The sequence below is a fragment of the Cereibacter sediminicola genome (assembly GCF_007668225.1).
GTDB classification, from domain to species: domain Bacteria; phylum Pseudomonadota; class Alphaproteobacteria; order Rhodobacterales; family Rhodobacteraceae; genus Cereibacter_A; species Cereibacter_A azotoformans.
Window position 1 is genome coordinate 63566 of the sequence record NZ_VDEK01000003.1, and the last position, 16786, is coordinate 80351.

Here is a 16786-nt window from a genome sequence, read left to right on the forward strand (position 1 = left end):
GCTCGTCACGGAAGAAGCGCCTCGATCCGCCGCACGATCGCGCCATCGGTCGGCCGCACGGGCGAGGCCCAGCTCGCCACCAGCTCGCCCTCGCGGTCGATCAGCACCTTGTGGAAGTTCCAGCCCGGAACCACCTGATGCTCCTCGGCCAGCCAGCGGTAGAACGGATGGGCCTCGGTTCACGTCACATGGGTGATGGTGGTCATCGGGATCGTCAGGTCGAAGTTCGTCGCGCAGAAGTCACGGACGGCCTGGGCGTCATCCAGTTCCTGCCGGAAATCGTCGGAGGGCACGGCCAGCACGGTCAGACCCTGCGCGGCGTAGCGATCCGAGAGATCCTGCAGGTCGTCATACTGCGGCGTGAACCCGCAGAGCGACGCCGTGTTCACCACGAGAACCGGCCCCCTGGCCCGCAGATGATCGAGCCGGATTTCTCCGCCGTCGATCGAGTCGAAGACGATCACGGGCGCGCTTGCGGCAAGGGCCGGGGCGGCAAGGTGGCAGAAGGCGGCGATGAACAGCAAACGGGGGAACATGGCGGGTATCCCGGCACGAGGCACCTCTACCGGAGGCGCGCGGAGCGGCCGATGGAACGCCGCTTGCACCCATAGCATAGGAGAACTTGCCCGCCGGTCAAACGGACCGCGGGCGAGCTTCCTTCCTTTGCGGATCTTTTCGGCGGCCTGCAACAATTTGAGAACATTTTTCGGTTACGCTGCGTTACGGTGGTGCGACGAAGCCAGAGGGCTTGGCGGGGCGGAATCTGGGCGGGGCGGAACCAAGATGAGAAACGGGCCACGATGCCCGGCAGGAGGTAGCGATGGGCGACGGGCGGTTCAGGATGGTCACCGGCAATGCGGAAGAGGCCGGCGAGGTGCGCATCCAGTGCGGCGCGGTCTGCTGGCGCCGCAACGGCGGAGAGGTGCAGGTCCTGCTCATCACCAGCCGCGACACCGGGCGGTGGGTGATCCCCAAGGGCGGACGCATCGCGGGCCTCGACGATCCGGCCTCGGCCGCGCAGGAAGCCTGGGAGGAAGCCGGCATTCGGGGCGCGGTCGGTGCGCGCGCGCTGGGTCGCTTCACCTACCGCAAGCTGGCCAAGAACGCCGGAAGCATCGCCTGCGAGGTCATGGTCTTCCCGCTTGAGGTCGATGAGATGCTGGACGCCTTCCCCGAGCGTGGGCAGCGCAAGCGCAAGTGGTTCAGCCCCGACAAGGCGGCCCTCAAGGTGGCCGAGCCCGAGCTGCGCGAGATCCTTGGACGGTTCGATCCCGTCGCCGATGCTCCGTCGGACGAATTGCCGCTGCAAGACCGTTGAACCTCGTCACGCAGATCTTTACCTGACAGGATGAGGGGCCGCACAGGGGCGGCTCCGATCCGGTGCCGAGATGATCCGCTACTCCCTCAAATGCGCTGACGACCACGGGTTCGAAAGCTGGTTCCAGTCGTCTGAAGCCTTCGGCGGGCTGGTGAAGGCCCGCAAGGTCACCTGCCCCGTCTGCGGTTCGGCCGAGGTCGAGAAGGTGTTGATGGCACCCGCTGTCCAGCCGTCGCGCGCGGTCAAGCCCGCCCCCGATCCCGCCCGCGCGCTCGCCGTGCCCTCATCGAAGATCGAGGAGGCGCTCCTGACGCTGCGGCGGCAGGTGCAGGAAAACTCGGAATATGTCGGCATGGGATTTGCCAGCGAGGCACGCCGGATCCACAACGGCGAGGCGCCCGAGCGTGCGATCTACGGCGAGGCGAAGGTCGAGGAGGCGCGGCGCCTGATCGAGGACGGTGTGCCCGTCGCCCCCCTGCCCTTCATGCCGCAGCGCAAGGTCAACTGAGGCGCGCCCTTCTGTCTGCGCGGATCGTCGCGGCGGCCGGGCGGTCCCTTGACCTTCCCGCCCCGGCGGGGCCTTCTGGCCGCGTTCCATCCTGACCCGGAGACCATGCGTGAAGATCAACGGCACCCCTTTCCGCTCGATCTGGACCGAAGCGGGCGAAGTCCGCATCATCGACCAGCGGTGGCTGCCGCATGAACTCCGCATCGTTCCGCTGCGCTCGCGGGCCGAGTTCGCCACCGCGATCCGCGACATGTGGGTGCGGGGCGCCCCGCTGATCGGCGCCACCGCCGCCTGGGGCATGGCCGTGCAGATGGCCCAGGACGCCTCGGACCGCGCGCTCACCGAGACATGGGAGGTGCTGCACGAGACGCGGCCCACCGCCATCAACCTCCGCTGGGCGCTCGACGAGATGAAGCGGCTTCTGGCCCCGCTGCCCCCCTCGGAACGGGCGGCGGCGGCCGCGCGCCGGGCGGCCGAGATCTGCGACGAGGATGTGGAGATCAACCGCCGCATCGGCACCCACGGCCTCTCGCTCATCCGCGAGATCGCCGGGCGCAAGGCGGGGCGCGTCAACATCCTGACCCATTGCAACGCCGGATGGCTCGCCACGGTGGACTGGGGCACCGCGACCTCGCCCATCTACCATGCGATCGAGGCCGGGATCGACGTGCATGTCTTTGTGGACGAGACCCGGCCGCGCAATCAGGGTGCGCTGCTCACCGCCTGGGAGATGAACTCGCACGGGGTAAGTCACGACCTGATCACCGACAATGCCGGCGGCCATCTGATGCAGCATGGCGAGGTGGACATGGTGATCGTGGGCACCGACCGGACCACCGCGCAGGGCGATGTCTGCAACAAGATCGGCACCTATCTGAAGGCGCTGGCGGCGAAGGCGAACGGGGTGCCCTTCTATGTGGCCCTGCCCTCTCCCACGATCGACTGGACGGTGCGCGACGGCGTGAAGGAGATCCCGATCGAGGAACGCTCCGGCCTCGAGGTGACCCATGTGCAGGGCAAGGCGCCTGACGGAACGGTGCTTTCGGTCCAGATCTCGCCCGATGGCACAGGGGCGCGCAATCCGGCGTTCGATGTGACCCCGGCCGCACTGGTCACGGGCCTCATCACCGAACGCGGGATCTGCGCCGCCGATGCGCGATCCATGGCGGCCATGTTCCCCGAACAGGGCGCCGCCTGAGCCGTTCAGCGCCGCGCGAACCTCAGCAGCACGACGGCGGCCACGGCCAGAAGCAGGATGGCCGACGCTTCGAGCACAATGTTCTGCGGGTCCATGTCCTTGCCCTGCAGCACGATCAGCCGGGCGAGCGCGGTGATGGCGATGAAGATCGGATAGACGAAGGGCAGCCCCTTGCCGGTGTAGAAGATCGCGACCATGCCGATGACCTCGGTGTAGAGGAACATCAGCAGGATGTCGCCAAGGTTGACGCTCCAGCGGTCGATGATCGACCAGATCTCGACCGCGGTGGCGGCCAGCGTAAGAAGGGCCACCAGGATCAGAAGGGCCCGCTCGATCACGCCGAGCGCGGTGACCATCACCAGCTTTTCGGTCCGCCCGGCGCCGGGAGAGCGGGTTTCCTCCTCTGCCCCCATCCTGTCGTCCTCTGGCACCATCGCGTCCCCCGTCACCGATACGACGACGAGGCTATCAGGCCGGGTGCTTCACGCCAACCGGCAGGTGGACGCGCTACGCCGCCCGCTGAAAAGGGCGGAGCGCAGCCTCCGGGGGAAGGCTGCGCTCCGGTTGTCCGGGCGAGGGGCAGACGCCCGGACGAAAGGCATCACTTCGGCGCGGACCGTCAGACGGCTTCGGTCGGCTTGTCGCCCGACCGCGCCACCGCCGGCTTGGGTCGGGCCGCAGCCTCATCGGCATTCGGTGCCGGAGACGCGGCCGGCCCCGGAGCCGGCGACGGTGTGGACGAAGTGTGATGCGGCTCGGTCGTGCGCCTTGGCGCCATCCCGAGTTGCGTGCTCCCGGCCCGGCGTTCTGCGGCCATGAAGCCGAACCAGCAGACCGCCAGCATTCCCAGGAACACGAGGATTCCCAACATGTATGCCATAGATGTCCTCCTTTCCGGCGCCCAACGTCCTTCGCAAGACCCGGTTCCGAAGGATCGCGCAAATCACCTTCGGTGGCAATCTGGCCGGTCAAGCCGCCGACGCCCGCGGGCCGATCCTGGCAAAAGGGTCGGCGGAAGCCGCCGCCCTTCAGCCGAAGGTCGCCACATTGTGCACGCCCACATCCGGGTCATGGTCCGTCACGTTGGCCTTGGCGATCTCGTAGGCGAAGCGCGCCGAAGAGCCGGTCGAGGCCCAGATCGCCGCGCTTTGCAGCCGCACCGACAGCATCACGAGGTCGGGATCGTCCTTGCCGTCGAACCAGGCGCCCACCACCGGGTTCCACATCTCGTCGAGCCGTGCGCGGTCCATCTCGGCCGCAATGGGGCCCGAGGCGCAGGCGTGGAAATCCTGATCGGGCGAGATGATGCAGAAATGCGCCTTGCTGGTGGTCCCGATCGCCTTGAACAGGTCGGTGCTGCGCTTGGTAAGGAACCAGATCCTGCCGCCCGCCTCATCGCAATGATGCGACATCGGCTGCATGTGCTGGCCCGAGCCCTCGATGCCGAGCATGCCGGCGCGCAACTTGCCGACCCCTTTCCAGAAGGCGGCTTTGGGATCGGTCTGGGCAAGTTTGATGTCGGCCATTCGGCCCTCCTGATCTGCTGTGGCACGGCGGGTGCAACCGGCCCCGCCTCGGGTTGGTTCCCGCGGCGGCGATGCGCCGGGGCGGGGCATGCGGCTCGGAACAAATGGCTGGCGACGCCTGTTTCTGGGCGACACGGGGCCGGGCCGATGCCTGTCGCATCGCCGGCCGCAGACATCGCGAGGAGATCAGGATGCAGACCGACAAGAACATGACCGGCCCGGGGACAGCCTCGGCTCCGTCCGGCCGTCCGGGCCTCACCGACAGCGTGCGCGAGACCGCCCGCCGCGAGATGGACGATGCGCGGGACCATCTGCATGGCGCGGCCGGCCGCGCCCGGAACGAGGCGCGCCAGGCGCGCAGCAGCGTGTCGCGCCTTGTCATGGAAGAGGTGGACCGCCGGAAAGAGGACCTCTGCGCCGGGATCCACGGGCTGGCCGAGTCGATGCGCAAGGCCGCCGACGAGGCCGAGCGCCGCGACGACACGCCGACGCCGCCGCACATGATCCATCAGGCGATCAACACGCTCGACGACATGGCGGACCGGCTGCGCCACCGTTCGGCCGATGAGATGGCGCGCTCCGTCGCCCGCTTCGGACGCGAGAACCCCGCGCTCTTCGTGGGCGGCGCGCTCTTTGCCGGCCTCGCGTTGGGCCGGTTCCTCGTCTCCTCCTCGTCCGACCGCCACCGCCGCGGGAACTGGGACAACGAGGACCGCATGGGTCTGCGCGACGAGGATCGCTGGGGCAGTTCCCCGGCCGGAGGCGCCTCGCCCTCGCGCACGTCGGGCGACCCGATGGGAACCCGCTCGGACCCGACCGGATCCGGCACCGGCATCGGCGGCACGCGCGTCGGTGGCGCGGGCGTAGCGGGCGCGGGCGTCTCGGGCTCGGGCGTCTCGGGCCCGGGACTGGGCGGAACGGGTTCGACCGCAGGTGCGGGGGCCTCGGGCGCATCCTCGGCCACATCGGGCCAGAGCGGCACCTCGGGCGCTGCAAGCTACAGCACCGGCAGCGGCGCTGCGATGTCGGGCAGCGGACAGGCAAGCTCGGGCCGCACGAACGAGGGCGACGCGCGTCACCAAGGCGGCTCGCCGTCCGCTCCGGCCGGCAGCCCGATCGTTGGCGAGACGGCGAAGCCCGTGGGTTCGGGGGCAAAGGACGGGCTGAAGGACAAGGAGGCAAAAGATGGAAGCGCCTAAGCGCCCTCTCGGCACCGAACGGTCGATAGCGGACCTCCTGTCGGATCTGGTGCGTGACCTCACCGGCCTCGTGCGCAGCGAAAGCAGGCTGGCGCGGGCCGAGATCGCCGAGGCGGGGCGCAGCTTCGCCATCGGCGCCGAAATGATCGCCGCGGGCGCCGTCCTGCTGCTCGTGGCGCTTCTGGTGCTGGTGCAGGCCCTCGTGGTCCTGCTGGCCCACTGGGTCGGCCCCGCCTGGGCCGCCCTGATCGTGGGCGTGGCGCTGGCCGCGATCGGCGGGATCCTCATCGCGCGCGGCCGCAAGGACCTGAGCGCCGCCACCCTGGTGCCCGAGCGCACCATCGAACAGACCAGCCGCGACGTGCGGCTTGCACGGGAGCAAATCTGATGAACTCTGACAAGATCGAACGCGAAGTGGAAGAGAACCGCGCCCGGGTCGAGAGCACGCTCGATGCGCTGAAGGAACGGATGACGGTCAATCAGGTGGTCGATGACCTGGCGCATTTCGTGGGGGTCGAGGACGTGCGCGGAGTGATGAACTCGGCCGGGCGGCAGGTGCGGGACAATCCGGTGGCCCTCGGGCTGATCGGCCTCGGCCTCGCCTGGCTCGCCTTCGGCGGCTCGTCCGACCGGAGCCGGTCCCGTTCCTCCTACGGGCCGGAGGGCTATTCCGATTATCCGGGCAGAGACTATGCCTCGGGCGGCCGCTCGTACGAGCCCTATGGCGGGGGCGCCGAATACCGCTCGTCGTCCCGCGAAGGCATGGCGTCTCGTGTGAAGCACGCGGTCAGCGACGCGGCCGACAGCGTCAGCCGGGCCGCCCATGCCGCCTCCGAGCGGGTCAGCCACGGCGCCCATGCCGCGGCCGAGAAGGTGGGCGGAGCCTTCGGCGATGCCCGCGACCGCGCCGGCCGGGCGCGTGAAGGCGCCTACGACCGCGCCGGGCACTGGCGTGACGACCTCGGCCATCGCTCGGACGATCTGCGCCATCGCGCCGATCACTGGCGGGGCCGCGCCACCTCGAGCGCCCAGCACATGCGCGAGAGCGTGGTGCACGGGATGGAACAGCAGCCGCTGCTGGTAGGGGCCGCGGCGGTGGCGCTTGGCGCGGTGATCGGTGCGGCCATGCCGCGGACGCGGACTGAGGACCGCTGGATGGGCCGCACGAGCGACGATCTCTGGGACGAGGCCAAGGCAAGCTCGTGGGAACTGCGCGACCGTGCGATGCGCGCGGCGCGCGAGACCTATGACGCCACCATCGACGCCGCCCGCGAGGAAGGGCTGATGCCCGAAAAGGGCGAGACGCTCGCCTCGAAGCTCGGCCGTGTGGCCGAAGCCGCGGCCTCGGAAGCCAAGGCGCAGGTCGAACCGGTCCTGCACGGGAAAGAGAGCGAGGAGGCCACCAGCTCATCAACCGGACAAGCCTCCGGCCCAGGCTCGACCAAGGTTGCCGGCAAGAGCGTCTGAGGCACCCGAAACGAACAAAGGGCGGACCGACCGGTCCGCCCTTTTCCTGTGTCGCGGAAGCGGCGACCCTGGGGCCGCCGCCGCATCCCGTGGGCCCCTGCCGCTCAGGAGTAGATCGGCGGCGTCTGCTCGCCCGGATCGGGCAGGTCCGGGTCGCCCGGCGGGATCGGATCCGGGTCCGGCATCGGGTCGGGATAGGGGTTCGGCTCGGGCATCGGATCCGGCGTCGGCGGATCGTTCGGGCCGAGGCGCATTTCGTCACTCATTCGCTTGCTCCTCTCCTTCGGGCACTCCTTGCCCTTCTGCCACCAAGATGCGCCGGCGCGGAATGTTCCGGCTCAGAACCTCCGGCTCAGGCAGGGCGAGCCCTGCAGGCCGAACCGCCACGGCCGCTCGGCCGCGCGGCTGATGCCGATGCGGGGCCCCTCGAGGATCGCCCCGGCCTCGAGCGGCGCGCCCGCGCGGAGGAGAAAGCCACCCGTGCCAAACCGCACTCCGTCGTCCGCCAGCGAGAGCCCCAGCGCCTGCCCGATCCGTCCCGGCCCCGAACATAGACGTTTGACCTCCTCGGTCCCCCGACGCCGGGCCATCTCGGCCAGGCCCTCGGTTGGCTCCAGAGCGCGGATCAGCACGGCATGGCCCGGCGCACAGACGACATTAAGGCACAGATGGATGCCGTAGGACACATAGACATAGGCGCAGCCCGGAGGGCCGAACATCGACCCGTTGCGCGCCGTGAGGCCGCGAAAGCTGTGCGAGGCGGGATCGTCGGGCGCATAGGCTTCGGTCTCGACGATGCGGCCGCCTGCGCCCCGCACCGCCAGATGCGCGCCAATCAGATCCACGGCGACCGAGGCGGCATCCCTGCCGAAGAACGCCGCAGCAGCCCGTTCCATGTCCGTCTTCCGCCCCCACCAGACCTCGCCGCAGCGCAGCCTTTGCCGGAACATTCCTCGACCGAAAAGGTTCTTACCGCAAGACCGCACCCGTGCGGCATCCCTGTGAAGATTACGAATGGAGAGAATGTCGATGATGAAAGTTGCTTTGGCTGCAACCCTTTTCGGTCTCGCCGGTCTGCCGGCCCTCGCGCAGAGCGGCGCCGACGGCATGGACCCGACCCGGCCCGTCGCGACCGAGACCGGCACGGGCAGCATGCGCGACATCAGCGAGCAGACCTGGTCGGACGACGTCCGGGAGGTCTTCTTCATTGATGAAGCGATGACGTCCCTGCGGCCGACCGACGAGATGGAGGAACGCTGGGCGGCCCTCGATCCCGAAGCCAAGGAGCGCGCCAAGCGCGATTGCCAGGCCTTCCTGATGGACGCGGGCTCGATGGGCGGCGCCTCGGCGGGCGGCCTCGGTGGTGCGCTCCGACCCGACCCGGAGCAGGCGGACTCGGGGTCGCAGATCGGGGGCGCCGACACGCCTGCCCCGGTGCCGACCGACACGACCAATTCATCCGAAGCCCCGCCCGCGCCGGGCAATGCGCCCGTCTGGAACCAGGCCTGTTCCTTCGTCACCTCGTTCCAGTCCCAGTAAGGGCGCCCCGCGACCGGACAAGCCCGGCGCGAGCCCCGTTCACCGCTGTCTGACAGCCTCGCTGTCCGTCAGCGCATCCGACCCGGCCGGATCGTCGCCCGATGATCCGGCCGAACCATGCCCGGCCCCTGCTGCCGGCCCTCATCCATTCCGTCGTCAAGGAGAGCCAGATGGCCGATGACAAGCCCACTTCGCGTCCCGGAAGTTTCGAGAACCTCGTGTCCGACTACGGGGCCGGAGGTGAGTTCCATCAGCATGCCGGAGACCGGGACGACCGGCTGACCACCGCCCAGGGCGTCACGATCGCCGACAACCAGAACTCGCTCCGGGTCGGGCGGAACGGACCCACCGCGCTCGAGGATTTCGTCCTTCGTGAAAAGATATTCCACTTCGACCACGAGCGGATCCCCGAGCGGGTGGTCCATGCGCGCGGCTTTGGCGCCCACGGGCTCTTCGAATGCACGAAGGCCATCCCCGAGATCACCCGCGCCGCGCCCTTCCAGAAGGTCGGCAAGGTCACCGAGACCTTCGTCCGCTTCTCGACGGTGGCGGGCTCGAAGGGCTCGATGGATCTGGCGCGCGACGTGCGCGGCTTCGCCACCAAGTTCTACACCGACGAAGGCAACTGGGACCTCGTGGGCAACAACATCCCCGTCTTCTTCATTCAGGACGCGATCAAGTTCCCCGACCTCGTCCATGCCGTGAAGCCCGAGCCCGACCGCGGCTTCCCGCAAGCGCAATCGGCGCATGACAATTTCTGGGACTTCATCTCGCTGACGCCCGAGTCGATGCACATGGTGATGTGGCAGATGTCGGATCGTGCGATCCCCAAGAGCTTCCGCTTCATGGAAGGATTCGGCGTCCACACCTTCCGCTTCGTCAATGCCGATGGCCAGTCGAGCTTCGTCAAGTTCCACTGGAAGCCGCGGCTCGGCCTTCAGTCAGTCCTGTGGGACGAGGCGCTGAAGGTCAATGGTGCCGACCCCGACCGGCACCGGCGCGACCTGTGGGAGGCGATTACCGCGGGCGACTTCCCCGAATGGGACCTGGGCCTGCAGATCTTCGACGAAGCCTTCGCCGACCGCTTCGACTTTGACGTGCTCGACCCGACCAAGATCATCCCCGAGGATCTGGTGCCCCTGACCATCGTGGGGACGCTGACGCTGGACCGCGTGGTGGACAACTTTTTCGCCGAGACCGAGCAGGTCGCCTTCTGCACCCAGAACGTGATCCCCGGCATCGACTTCACCAACGACCCGCTGCTGCAGGGCCGGAACTTCAGCTACCTCGACACGCAGCTCAAGCGGCTGGGCAGCCCGAACTTCACCAAACTGCCGATCAACGCGCCGCGCGGCTGCCCCGTGCACAATTTCCAGCAGGACGGTCACATGCAGACCGCCAACCGCAAGGGCCGCGTGAACTACGAACCCAACGGCTGGGGCAAGGGGCCGCGCGCCCACCCGCTCGAGGGCTATGTGAGCTACGCCGTACGCGAGGAAGGCGAGAAGCGCCGCCTCCGGCCCGAGAGCTTTGCCGACCACTACAGCCAGGCACGGCAGTTCTTACTGAGCCAGACGCCGGTCGAGCAGGGCCATATCCGCGATGCGCTGGTGTTCGAACTGTCGAAATGCCAGGAGATCGAGATCCGGGCGCGGATCGTGGCGCACCTGCTCAACATCGACGAGGGGCTGGCAGAGGCGGTCGCCAAGGGGCTGGGCCTTGCCGCGATGCCCGATCCGGCCCCGGCGGCCCGGCCCACCCGCACCGACCTGCCCCCGTCGGACGCGCTGAGCATCCTGAAGAACCCGCCGCCCTCCTTTGCCGGCCGGACCGTCGGCATCCTCGCCGGAGACGGGGTCGAGGCCAGCCTGCTCTCGGAACTGCGCTCGATCCTTGCGGCCGAGGGCGCCATGGTCAAGCTGGTAGCCCCCCGCATCGGCGGGGTGACGGACAGCGCGGGCGCGCTGCATCCGGCGGATGAGAAGATCGGCGGCGGGCCCTCGGTGCTCTTTGATGCGGTGGCGGTGCTGCCGGGCGCCGAGGCGGCGGCCATCGCCGCCAATCCGGCCGCGCAGGACTTCCTCAAGGATGCCCACGCCCATTGCAAGTTCATCGCCCACCACAGGGCCGAAGCCCTGATCGACGCCTGTGCGCTTCAGGACAAGATGGACGAGGGCTGGCTTGCGCTCGAGGGGACATCCGACATCGACAGCTTCGTCGCGGCCTGCCGACGCCTGCGTCACTGGCCGCGCGAGCAGACGCTGGGCGGGAACCCTCCCCTCGCGCGGACGTTTTCGCTCTAGGCCCCTCGGGGCGTAAGGAAAGAGGATCGACCATGGCTTACGCGAGGAACGAAACACGCGCGGGACAGGGGCGGAATTCGACGCTCATGCTCACCTCCGCCGTGATTCTCGGCGCTTTCGGTGCTCTGGCGGTGCGGCATCTGATGAACAGCCGCCAGCCGTCGGGCTACCCGGACGTCAGGCCCGCAGGCCCGGACGCGATGCGTGAACCGCCGAGCGACTGGGACGAGGTGGACGAGCAGCTGGATGAGTCCTTCCCTGCCAGCGATCCACCTTCGAACTACTAGCACGGCCAGAGGGCGCCCCAACAGGGCGCCCTTTTCCACCTGTCCCGCCCGCGGCCCGCGCCGGGTGACCGCGCGGCACCCGCTTTCGACGCAGGAACCTACCGCTGTGGACCGCGTTTACCGCTTTGGCGAACGAGGGACCAAGCATGTCGAACAGCGACGCCCGCCATGGAGCGGGACCTTCCGATACAACCTCCTCCGGCCGCGAGATCCCGCGCGATCCCCGGCTTGATGCCTCGGTGGGGCTGCTGTCGGAAGGCTACAGGTTCGTGTCGAACCTCTGCGACCAGCTGGGCAGCGACATCGTCACAACCCGCATCCGCCTGCGCGGGGTGGTCTGCCTGCGCGGCGGCACCGCGGCCCGGCTGCTCTACGGCGCCGAGGGGCTGACGCGCGTGGGCGCCATGCCCTCGAGCGTGCTGCATCTGTTGCAGGACAAGGGCTCGGTGCAGCAGCTTGAAGGGCCGGCGCACCGTCACCGCAAGGCGCTCTTCCTCGGCATCTGCATGGACCCCGCGCGCGTGGAGGCGCTGGTCGCCGAGTTCCGCGCCGCCTGGCGGGCCGCGCTGGATGACTGGCAACAGGCCGACAGCATCGTCCTGCAGCAGGAGGCGGCGCGCGTGCTGACCCGCGCCGCCTGTCGCTGGGCCGGCGTCGAGAACCAACCCGAGGCACGGCTTGCCGAAGAGATCTTCGACATGATCGACAAGGCCGGCAGCATCGGCCCGCGCAACTGGCTGGCCCAGATGCGGCGGTCGGGCACCGAACGGCGCCTGCGCAAGCTGATCGAGCAGGTGCGGGCCGGCGAGGTGGTGCCGGGCGATGCGACGGCGCTTCATGCCATCGCCTTTCACCGGGAGGCCGACGGCGAGCTGCTCGAGGCCTTGGTGGCGGCGGTCGAGCTGCTCAATGTCCTGCGCCCCATCGTGGCGGTCGGGCGCTACATCACCTTCACGGCGCTGGCGCTGCACCGTGAGACCAACTGGCGCGAACTCTTCCGCTCCGGCACGCTGGAACTCGCGGCGGACTTTGCCGAGGAGGTGCGGCGTATCTCCCCCTTCTTCCCCTTCACGGCCGCCGTCACGACCCGCCCCCTGCAGTGGGAGGGCTACGACCTGCCCGCCGACCAGTGGCTGCTTCTGGATCTTTTCGGCACGCTGCACGATGCGCGCAACTTCCCCGATCCCGCCCGCTTCCGGGCCGAGCGGATGCTGAGCTGGTCCGGGCAGGACGATTGCTTCGTCCCGCAGGGCGGGGGCGAGGTCGCCGTCACGCACCGGTGCCCCGGCGAGATGATCACGGTCGAACTGCTGAAGGAGGCGATCCGCCTGCTCTGCTGCGAGATGGACTACGACGTTCCCGCGCAGGATCTTGGCGTGCGGCTGAACCGCCTTCCCGCCCAGCCCCGCAGCGGCATGGTGCTGGCCTCGATCCGACGCCGCGCGGGAACAGAGCCTTGCGTTGCCGGTTGACCTGACAACGGAAAGGAGAATCCCATGCTCAAGTTCATCGGCGGCACCGTCGGCTTCATCTTCATCGTCGGCCTGCTCGTGATCATCGGAATTCTCGCGCTGATCTTCTGACCGAGGGGCATCGCCCCGGAAGTGCGGCGGAGTGCCGAAGCGGCGGCCCGAGCGGCCGCCGCATCCGTTTCGCCGAAGCCAGGTCAGCCCCAGTCCAGCACCACCTTGCCCGAGGTTCCGCCGCGCATGACGGCAAAGCCCTCGGCAAAGTCCGCCACGGGAAAGCGGTGGGTGATGACAGGTCGGATGTCGAGGCCGTTCTCGAGCATCGCGATCATCTTGTACCAGGTCTCGAAGATCTCGCGGCCATAGACGCCCTTGATCGTCAGCGCCTTGAAGACGATGCGGCTCCAGTCCACCGGGCTGCGGCCGGGCGGTATGCCGAGCATCGCGATCCGGCCACCCATGACCATCGCTTCGACCATCTGGTCGAACCCCGCAGGCGCGCCCGACATCTCCATGCCGACGTCGAAGCCCTGCACGATCCTGAGCCGCCCCATGACCTCGCGCAGATCCTCGGAGCCGACATTCACCGGCACGACATCGGCCACCTCGCCCGCCAGCCGCAGCCGGTCGGGATTGACGTCGGTGATGACCACGTGCCGGGCGCCCACATGCCGGGCCACCGCCGCCGCCATGATCCCGATCGGGCCCGCCCCGGTGATCAGCACATCCTCGCCCACCAGATCGAAGCTGAGCGCCGTGTGAACCGCATTGCCCAGCGGATCGAGGATCGCCCCCACCTCATCGTCGATCGTGTCAGGCAGCGGCACCACGTTGAAAGCCGGCAGCCGGAGGTAATCGGCAAAGGCGCCCGCGACATTGACGCCGATGCCCCGCGTCTCGGGATCGAGGTGGAAGCGCCCCGCGCGCACCTGCCGCGAATGATGCCCGATCAGGTGCCCCTCGCCCGAGCATCTCTGCCCGACCGTCAGATCCTCGACATCGCGGCCCACCTCGACGATCTCGCCGGCAAACTCGTGCCCGGTCACCAGAGGCACCGGCACCGTCCGGGCCGCCCACTCGTCCCAGTTCCAGATATGCACGTCGGTGCCGCAGATCCCGGTCTTCTTCACCCGGATCAGCACCTCGTCGGGGCCGATCTCGGGCACCGGGCGCTCCTCCATCCAGAGACCGGGCTCTGCCTTCGCCTTGACCAGCGCACGCATCAGATCGCTCCCACCGCCTTGCCTGCCTCTCGGAACGCGCCCAGGGCGAACTCCAGATCCGCCCGCGTCAGGGCCGCGTTCATCTGGGTGCGGATCCGCGCCTGCCCGCGCGGCACGACCGGAAAGAAGAAGCCCGACACATAGACCCCTCGCTCGTAGAGCGCGGCGGCCATCTCCTGCGCGAGCCGCGCCTCGCCCAGCATCACGGGCACGATCGGATGGTCGCCGGGCAGAAGGCGGAAGCCCGCCTCGGCCAGCCCCGCGCGCCAGAAGGCCGTGTTCTTGAAAAGCGCCGCACGCAGATCGTCGGCCGCCTCGACCAGATCGAGCGCGGCAAGGCCCGCCGTCACGATCGCCGGCGGCAGGGCGTTGGAAAAGAGATAGGGCCGCGCCCTTTGCCGCAGGAGGTCGATCACCGGCTGCGGGCCCGCGACATAGCCCCCCAGCGCCCCGCCGAGCGCCTTGCCGAGCGTCCCGGTGAGGATGTCCACCCTCACGCCATGATGGGCGGGCGTGCCCTGCCCCTTCGGCCCCATGAAGCCCGTCGCGTGGCAATCGTCCACCATTACCAGCGCGCCGAACGCGTCGGCCAGCGCCACGATCTCGGGCAGCCGCGCAAGATAGCCGTCCATCGAGAAGACGCCGTCCGTGGCGATCAGGATGGTGCGGGCCCCGTCCGCCCGCGCCTGCGCAAGCTGCGCGCGCAGATCCTCCATGTCGGAATTGGCATAGCGATAGCGGCGCGCCTTGCAGAGGCGGATGCCGTCGATGATGCTCGCATGGTTGAGCGCGTCGGAAACCACGGCATCCTCGGGCCCCAGCAGAGGCTCGAACAGGCCGCCGTTCGCATCGAAGCAGGCGGCAAAGAGGATCGCATCCTCCATCCCGAGATAGCGGGCGATCCGGCCCTCAAGCGCGCGGTGGATGTCCTGCGTGCCGCAGATGAAGCGCACCGAGGCCATGCCGAAGCCGTGGTCCTCCATCCCCCGCCGGGCCGCGTCGATCAGGGCCGGATGGTTGGCAAGCCCGAGGTAGTTGTTGGCGCAGAGGTTCAGAAGCTCGCGCCCCGCCACCGTCACATGCGCCCCCTGCGGCGAAAGGATCGCCCGCTCGCGCTTCGTGAGCCCCTCGGCGTCGATCTCCGCCAGCGCCGCGCGCACGCCCTCGAGGAACCTCTCTCGTCCTGTCATCGCCCTCTCCCTCTCCGCTGGCCCGGAGCTTACGCCACCGGCGCGCTCACGTCCCGCAGAAGGTGCGGTAGCTCTCATCGAACCCCGCCGGCGCGGGCTGCGCCAGATCCTCGAGGCCCGACCGTTCCGTGAACGGATCCGAGAGCGCCTCGATCAGCCGGTCGAAGGGCCCGAGATCCCCCGCATGGGCCGCGGCCAGCGCCTCCTCGACCCGGTGGTTCCGCGCGATGTAGATCGGGTTCACCGCCCTGATCCGCCGGGCTGCATCAGGCGCAAGCCGCCGGCGCCAGCGGGCAAGCCAGTCCCGGAGCGCGTCGGGCCCCTGGAAGACGGGCCGCAGCGCCTCGTCGTCCGTCACCGCATCGGCGAGGCGGCGGAAGGTCAGCGTCCAGTCGGCGCGCGCGCCCTGCATGGCGGCCAGCAGCTCGTCGGCCAATGCAGCGTCGCCCTCTTCGACCCCCGCAAGACCCAGCTTGGCGCGCATCCCCTCCAGCCAGCGGGCCTGATAGCGGGCGCCGACCGTGCCCAGCACGGCGTTGGCCTTCTCGGCCGCCCGACCCGCGTCGGCATCGAACAGGGGCAGCAGCGCCTCGCCCAGCCGCGCCAGGTTCCAGGCCAGGATGCAGGGCTGGTTGCCATAGGCATAGCGCCCCTGCAGGTCGATCGAGGAAAAGACCGTGGCCGGATCGAACCCCTCCATGAAGGCGCAGGGCCCGTAGTCGATCGTCTCCCCCGAGATCGCCATGTTGTCGGTGTTCATCACGCCATGGATGAACCCGACCAGCATCCAGCGCGCCACGAGATCGGCCTGCGCGTCCGCCACGGCCTCATAGAAGGCGAGGTAGGGCTCTGCCGCCCCGGCGAGCGCCGGATAGTGGCGCGCGATGGCATAGTCGGCCAGCCGCCGCACCCGCTCGATGTCGCTCCGTGCTGCGAAGAACTGAAAGGTGCCGACGCGGATATGGCTCGCGGCCACGCGCGTCAGGATCGCCCCCGGCAGCTCGCCCTCCTGCCGCAGGACCGGCTCTCCGGTCGCCACCGCGGCCAGCGCCCGCGTCGTCGGAACCCCGAGGCCGTGCATCGCCTCGCCCACGAGATATTCCCGCAGCACCGGCCCGAGGGTCGCCTTGCCATCCGCCCCGCGCGAGAAGGGCGTCCGCCCCGAGCCCTTGAGCTGCAGGTCGCGGCGACGGCCCGAGCGATCCGTCACCTCGCCGATGAGCAGCGCCCGCCCGTCGCCAAGCTGCGGAGAGAAACCGCCGAACTGGTGACCGGCATAGGCCTGCGCCAGCGGATGCGCCCCCTCGGGTATCCTCTTGCCCGAGAAGATCGCCGCCCCCTCGGCCTCGAGCCGGTCCGCATCCAGCCCGAGGTCCCCGGCCAGACCCCGGTTCAGGCGCAAGAGCCTGGGAGCGGGCACCGGCGCCGCCTGCCAGTCCACATAGAAGCCCTCGAGCTCGCGGGCGTAGCTGTTGTCGAAGCGGAAGGTCATAGGATCCTGCACAAGTTCCCTTTTCCCGATATGCTCATCGAGGGCCGCCAGAGCAACCCGAGCGCAG

Annotated in this window: 19 protein-coding genes and 1 pseudogene; 11 read left to right on the forward strand and 9 right to left on the reverse strand. The window is 69.1% G+C overall.

Annotated elements, in window-relative coordinates; all coding sequences use genetic code 11:
• Positions 1-5: 5 nt before the first annotated feature.
• Positions 6-536, reverse strand: a pseudogene (locus tag FG154_RS02870) (glutathione peroxidase).
• A 284-nt stretch (positions 537-820) separates the two neighbouring features.
• Between FG154_RS02870 and FG154_RS02875 the strand changes: the two are divergent.
• The 3 genes from FG154_RS02875 (at position 821) to mtnA (ending at position 3024) form a co-directional block, all read left to right on the forward strand.
• A complete protein-coding gene (locus FG154_RS02875) occupies positions 821-1318 on the forward strand; it encodes an NUDIX hydrolase (protein WP_145104188.1) in 498 nt (165 codons plus the stop codon).
• A 70-nt stretch (positions 1319-1388) separates the two neighbouring features.
• Positions 1389-1826, forward strand: coding sequence for a DUF1178 family protein (locus tag FG154_RS02880; RefSeq protein ID WP_145104190.1), 438 nt, complete (start codon positions 1389-1391; stop codon positions 1824-1826).
• Between the two features lie 109 nt (positions 1827-1935).
• Positions 1936-3024, forward strand: a complete 1089-nt coding sequence (gene mtnA, locus FG154_RS02885) for an S-methyl-5-thioribose-1-phosphate isomerase (protein WP_145104192.1) — start codon at positions 1936-1938, stop codon at positions 3022-3024.
• Positions 3025-3029: 5 nt separating this feature from the next.
• Here mtnA and FG154_RS02890 read toward each other — a convergent pair whose 3' ends face one another.
• From FG154_RS02890 to FG154_RS02900, 3 genes are all read right to left on the reverse strand, one after another.
• Complete coding sequence (locus FG154_RS02890) at positions 3030-3437, reverse strand: phosphate-starvation-inducible protein PsiE (RefSeq protein WP_145104194.1); 408 nt, start codon at positions 3435-3437, stop codon at positions 3030-3032.
• Between the two features lie 206 nt (positions 3438-3643).
• Positions 3644-3904, reverse strand: coding sequence for a hypothetical protein (locus tag FG154_RS02895; RefSeq protein ID WP_145104196.1), 261 nt, complete (start codon positions 3902-3904; stop codon positions 3644-3646).
• A 148-nt stretch (positions 3905-4052) separates the two neighbouring features.
• Entirely contained in the window at positions 4053-4550 is a 498-nt protein-coding gene (locus tag FG154_RS02900) for a pyridoxamine 5'-phosphate oxidase family protein (protein WP_145104198.1), read from the reverse strand.
• Between the two features lie 191 nt (positions 4551-4741).
• Between FG154_RS02900 and FG154_RS02905 the strand changes: the two genes are divergently transcribed.
• The 3 genes from FG154_RS02905 to FG154_RS02915 are packed head-to-tail and all read left to right on the forward strand — an operon-like array spanning position 4742 to position 7216.
• Positions 4742-5749 carry a tropomyosin gene (locus tag FG154_RS02905; protein WP_145104200.1) on the forward strand — a complete coding sequence of 336 codons (1008 nt, stop codon included), beginning with the start codon at positions 4742-4744 and terminating at the stop codon, positions 5747-5749.
• Positions 5736-6137: a phage holin family protein gene (locus FG154_RS02910; protein ID WP_145104202.1), complete on the forward strand. Its 402-nt coding sequence runs from the start codon at positions 5736-5738 to the stop codon at positions 6135-6137. The genes FG154_RS02905 and FG154_RS02910 overlap by 14 nt, the downstream gene beginning before the upstream one ends.
• Positions 6137-7216, forward strand: a complete 1080-nt coding sequence (locus FG154_RS02915) for a DUF3618 domain-containing protein (RefSeq protein WP_145104204.1) — start codon at positions 6137-6139, stop codon at positions 7214-7216. The genes FG154_RS02910 and FG154_RS02915 overlap by 1 nt, the downstream gene beginning before the upstream one ends.
• A gap of 104 nt (positions 7217-7320) precedes the next feature.
• Here the strand turns inward: FG154_RS02915 and FG154_RS02920 are convergent, their stop codons facing one another.
• Both FG154_RS02920 and FG154_RS02925 read right to left on the reverse strand, forming a co-directional pair.
• Positions 7321-7482 (reverse strand): hypothetical protein, encoded by a 162-nt coding sequence (locus FG154_RS02920; protein ID WP_011908906.1) that lies wholly within the window; start codon positions 7480-7482, stop codon positions 7321-7323.
• A 72-nt stretch (positions 7483-7554) separates the two neighbouring features.
• The gene (locus tag FG154_RS02925) at positions 7555-8112 is read right to left on the reverse strand and encodes a DNA-3-methyladenine glycosylase (protein WP_145104206.1); all 558 of its coding nucleotides are present in this window, start codon (positions 8110-8112) and stop codon (positions 7555-7557) included.
• 133 nt (positions 8113-8245) lie between these two features.
• Between FG154_RS02925 and FG154_RS02930 the strand changes: the two genes are divergently transcribed.
• The 5 genes from FG154_RS02930 to FG154_RS22090 all read left to right on the forward strand — a co-directional run bounded on the left by FG154_RS02930 (position 8246) and on the right by FG154_RS22090 (position 12928).
• The gene (locus tag FG154_RS02930) at positions 8246-8755 is read left to right on the forward strand and encodes a hypothetical protein (RefSeq protein WP_246100113.1); all 510 of its coding nucleotides are present in this window, start codon (positions 8246-8248) and stop codon (positions 8753-8755) included.
• A 170-nt stretch (positions 8756-8925) separates the two neighbouring features.
• The gene (locus FG154_RS02935; protein ID WP_145104514.1) at positions 8926-11058 is read left to right on the forward strand and encodes a catalase; all 2133 of its coding nucleotides are present in this window, start codon (positions 8926-8928) and stop codon (positions 11056-11058) included.
• 32 nt (positions 11059-11090) lie between these two features.
• A complete protein-coding gene (locus FG154_RS02940) occupies positions 11091-11345 on the forward strand; it encodes a hypothetical protein (RefSeq protein WP_145104211.1) in 255 nt (84 codons plus the stop codon).
• A 146-nt stretch (positions 11346-11491) separates the two neighbouring features.
• Positions 11492-12817, forward strand: coding sequence for a cytochrome P450 (locus tag FG154_RS02945; RefSeq protein WP_145104213.1), 1326 nt, complete (start codon positions 11492-11494; stop codon positions 12815-12817).
• Between the two features lie 24 nt (positions 12818-12841).
• Positions 12842-12928 (forward strand): small membrane protein YohP, encoded by an 87-nt coding sequence (locus FG154_RS22090; protein ID WP_101340979.1) that lies wholly within the window; start codon positions 12842-12844, stop codon positions 12926-12928.
• A gap of 83 nt (positions 12929-13011) precedes the next feature.
• Here the strand turns inward: FG154_RS22090 and tdh are convergent, their stop codons facing one another.
• Genes tdh through FG154_RS02965 form a run of 3 tightly spaced genes read right to left on the reverse strand, consistent with a single transcriptional unit; the run spans position 13012 to position 16719 of the window.
• Positions 13012-14037 carry an L-threonine 3-dehydrogenase gene (gene tdh, locus FG154_RS02955; protein WP_145104215.1) on the reverse strand — a complete coding sequence of 342 codons (1026 nt, stop codon included), beginning with the start codon at positions 14035-14037 and terminating at the stop codon, positions 13012-13014.
• Positions 14037-15227 (reverse strand): glycine C-acetyltransferase, encoded by a 1191-nt coding sequence (locus FG154_RS02960; RefSeq protein WP_145104217.1) that lies wholly within the window; start codon positions 15225-15227, stop codon positions 14037-14039. Before FG154_RS02960 ends, tdh begins: the two co-directional genes overlap by 1 nt.
• A 46-nt stretch (positions 15228-15273) precedes the next feature.
• Positions 15274-16719, reverse strand: coding sequence for a protein adenylyltransferase SelO (locus FG154_RS02965; protein ID WP_145104219.1), 1446 nt, complete (start codon positions 16717-16719; stop codon positions 15274-15276).
• Positions 16720-16786 lie beyond the last annotated feature (67 nt).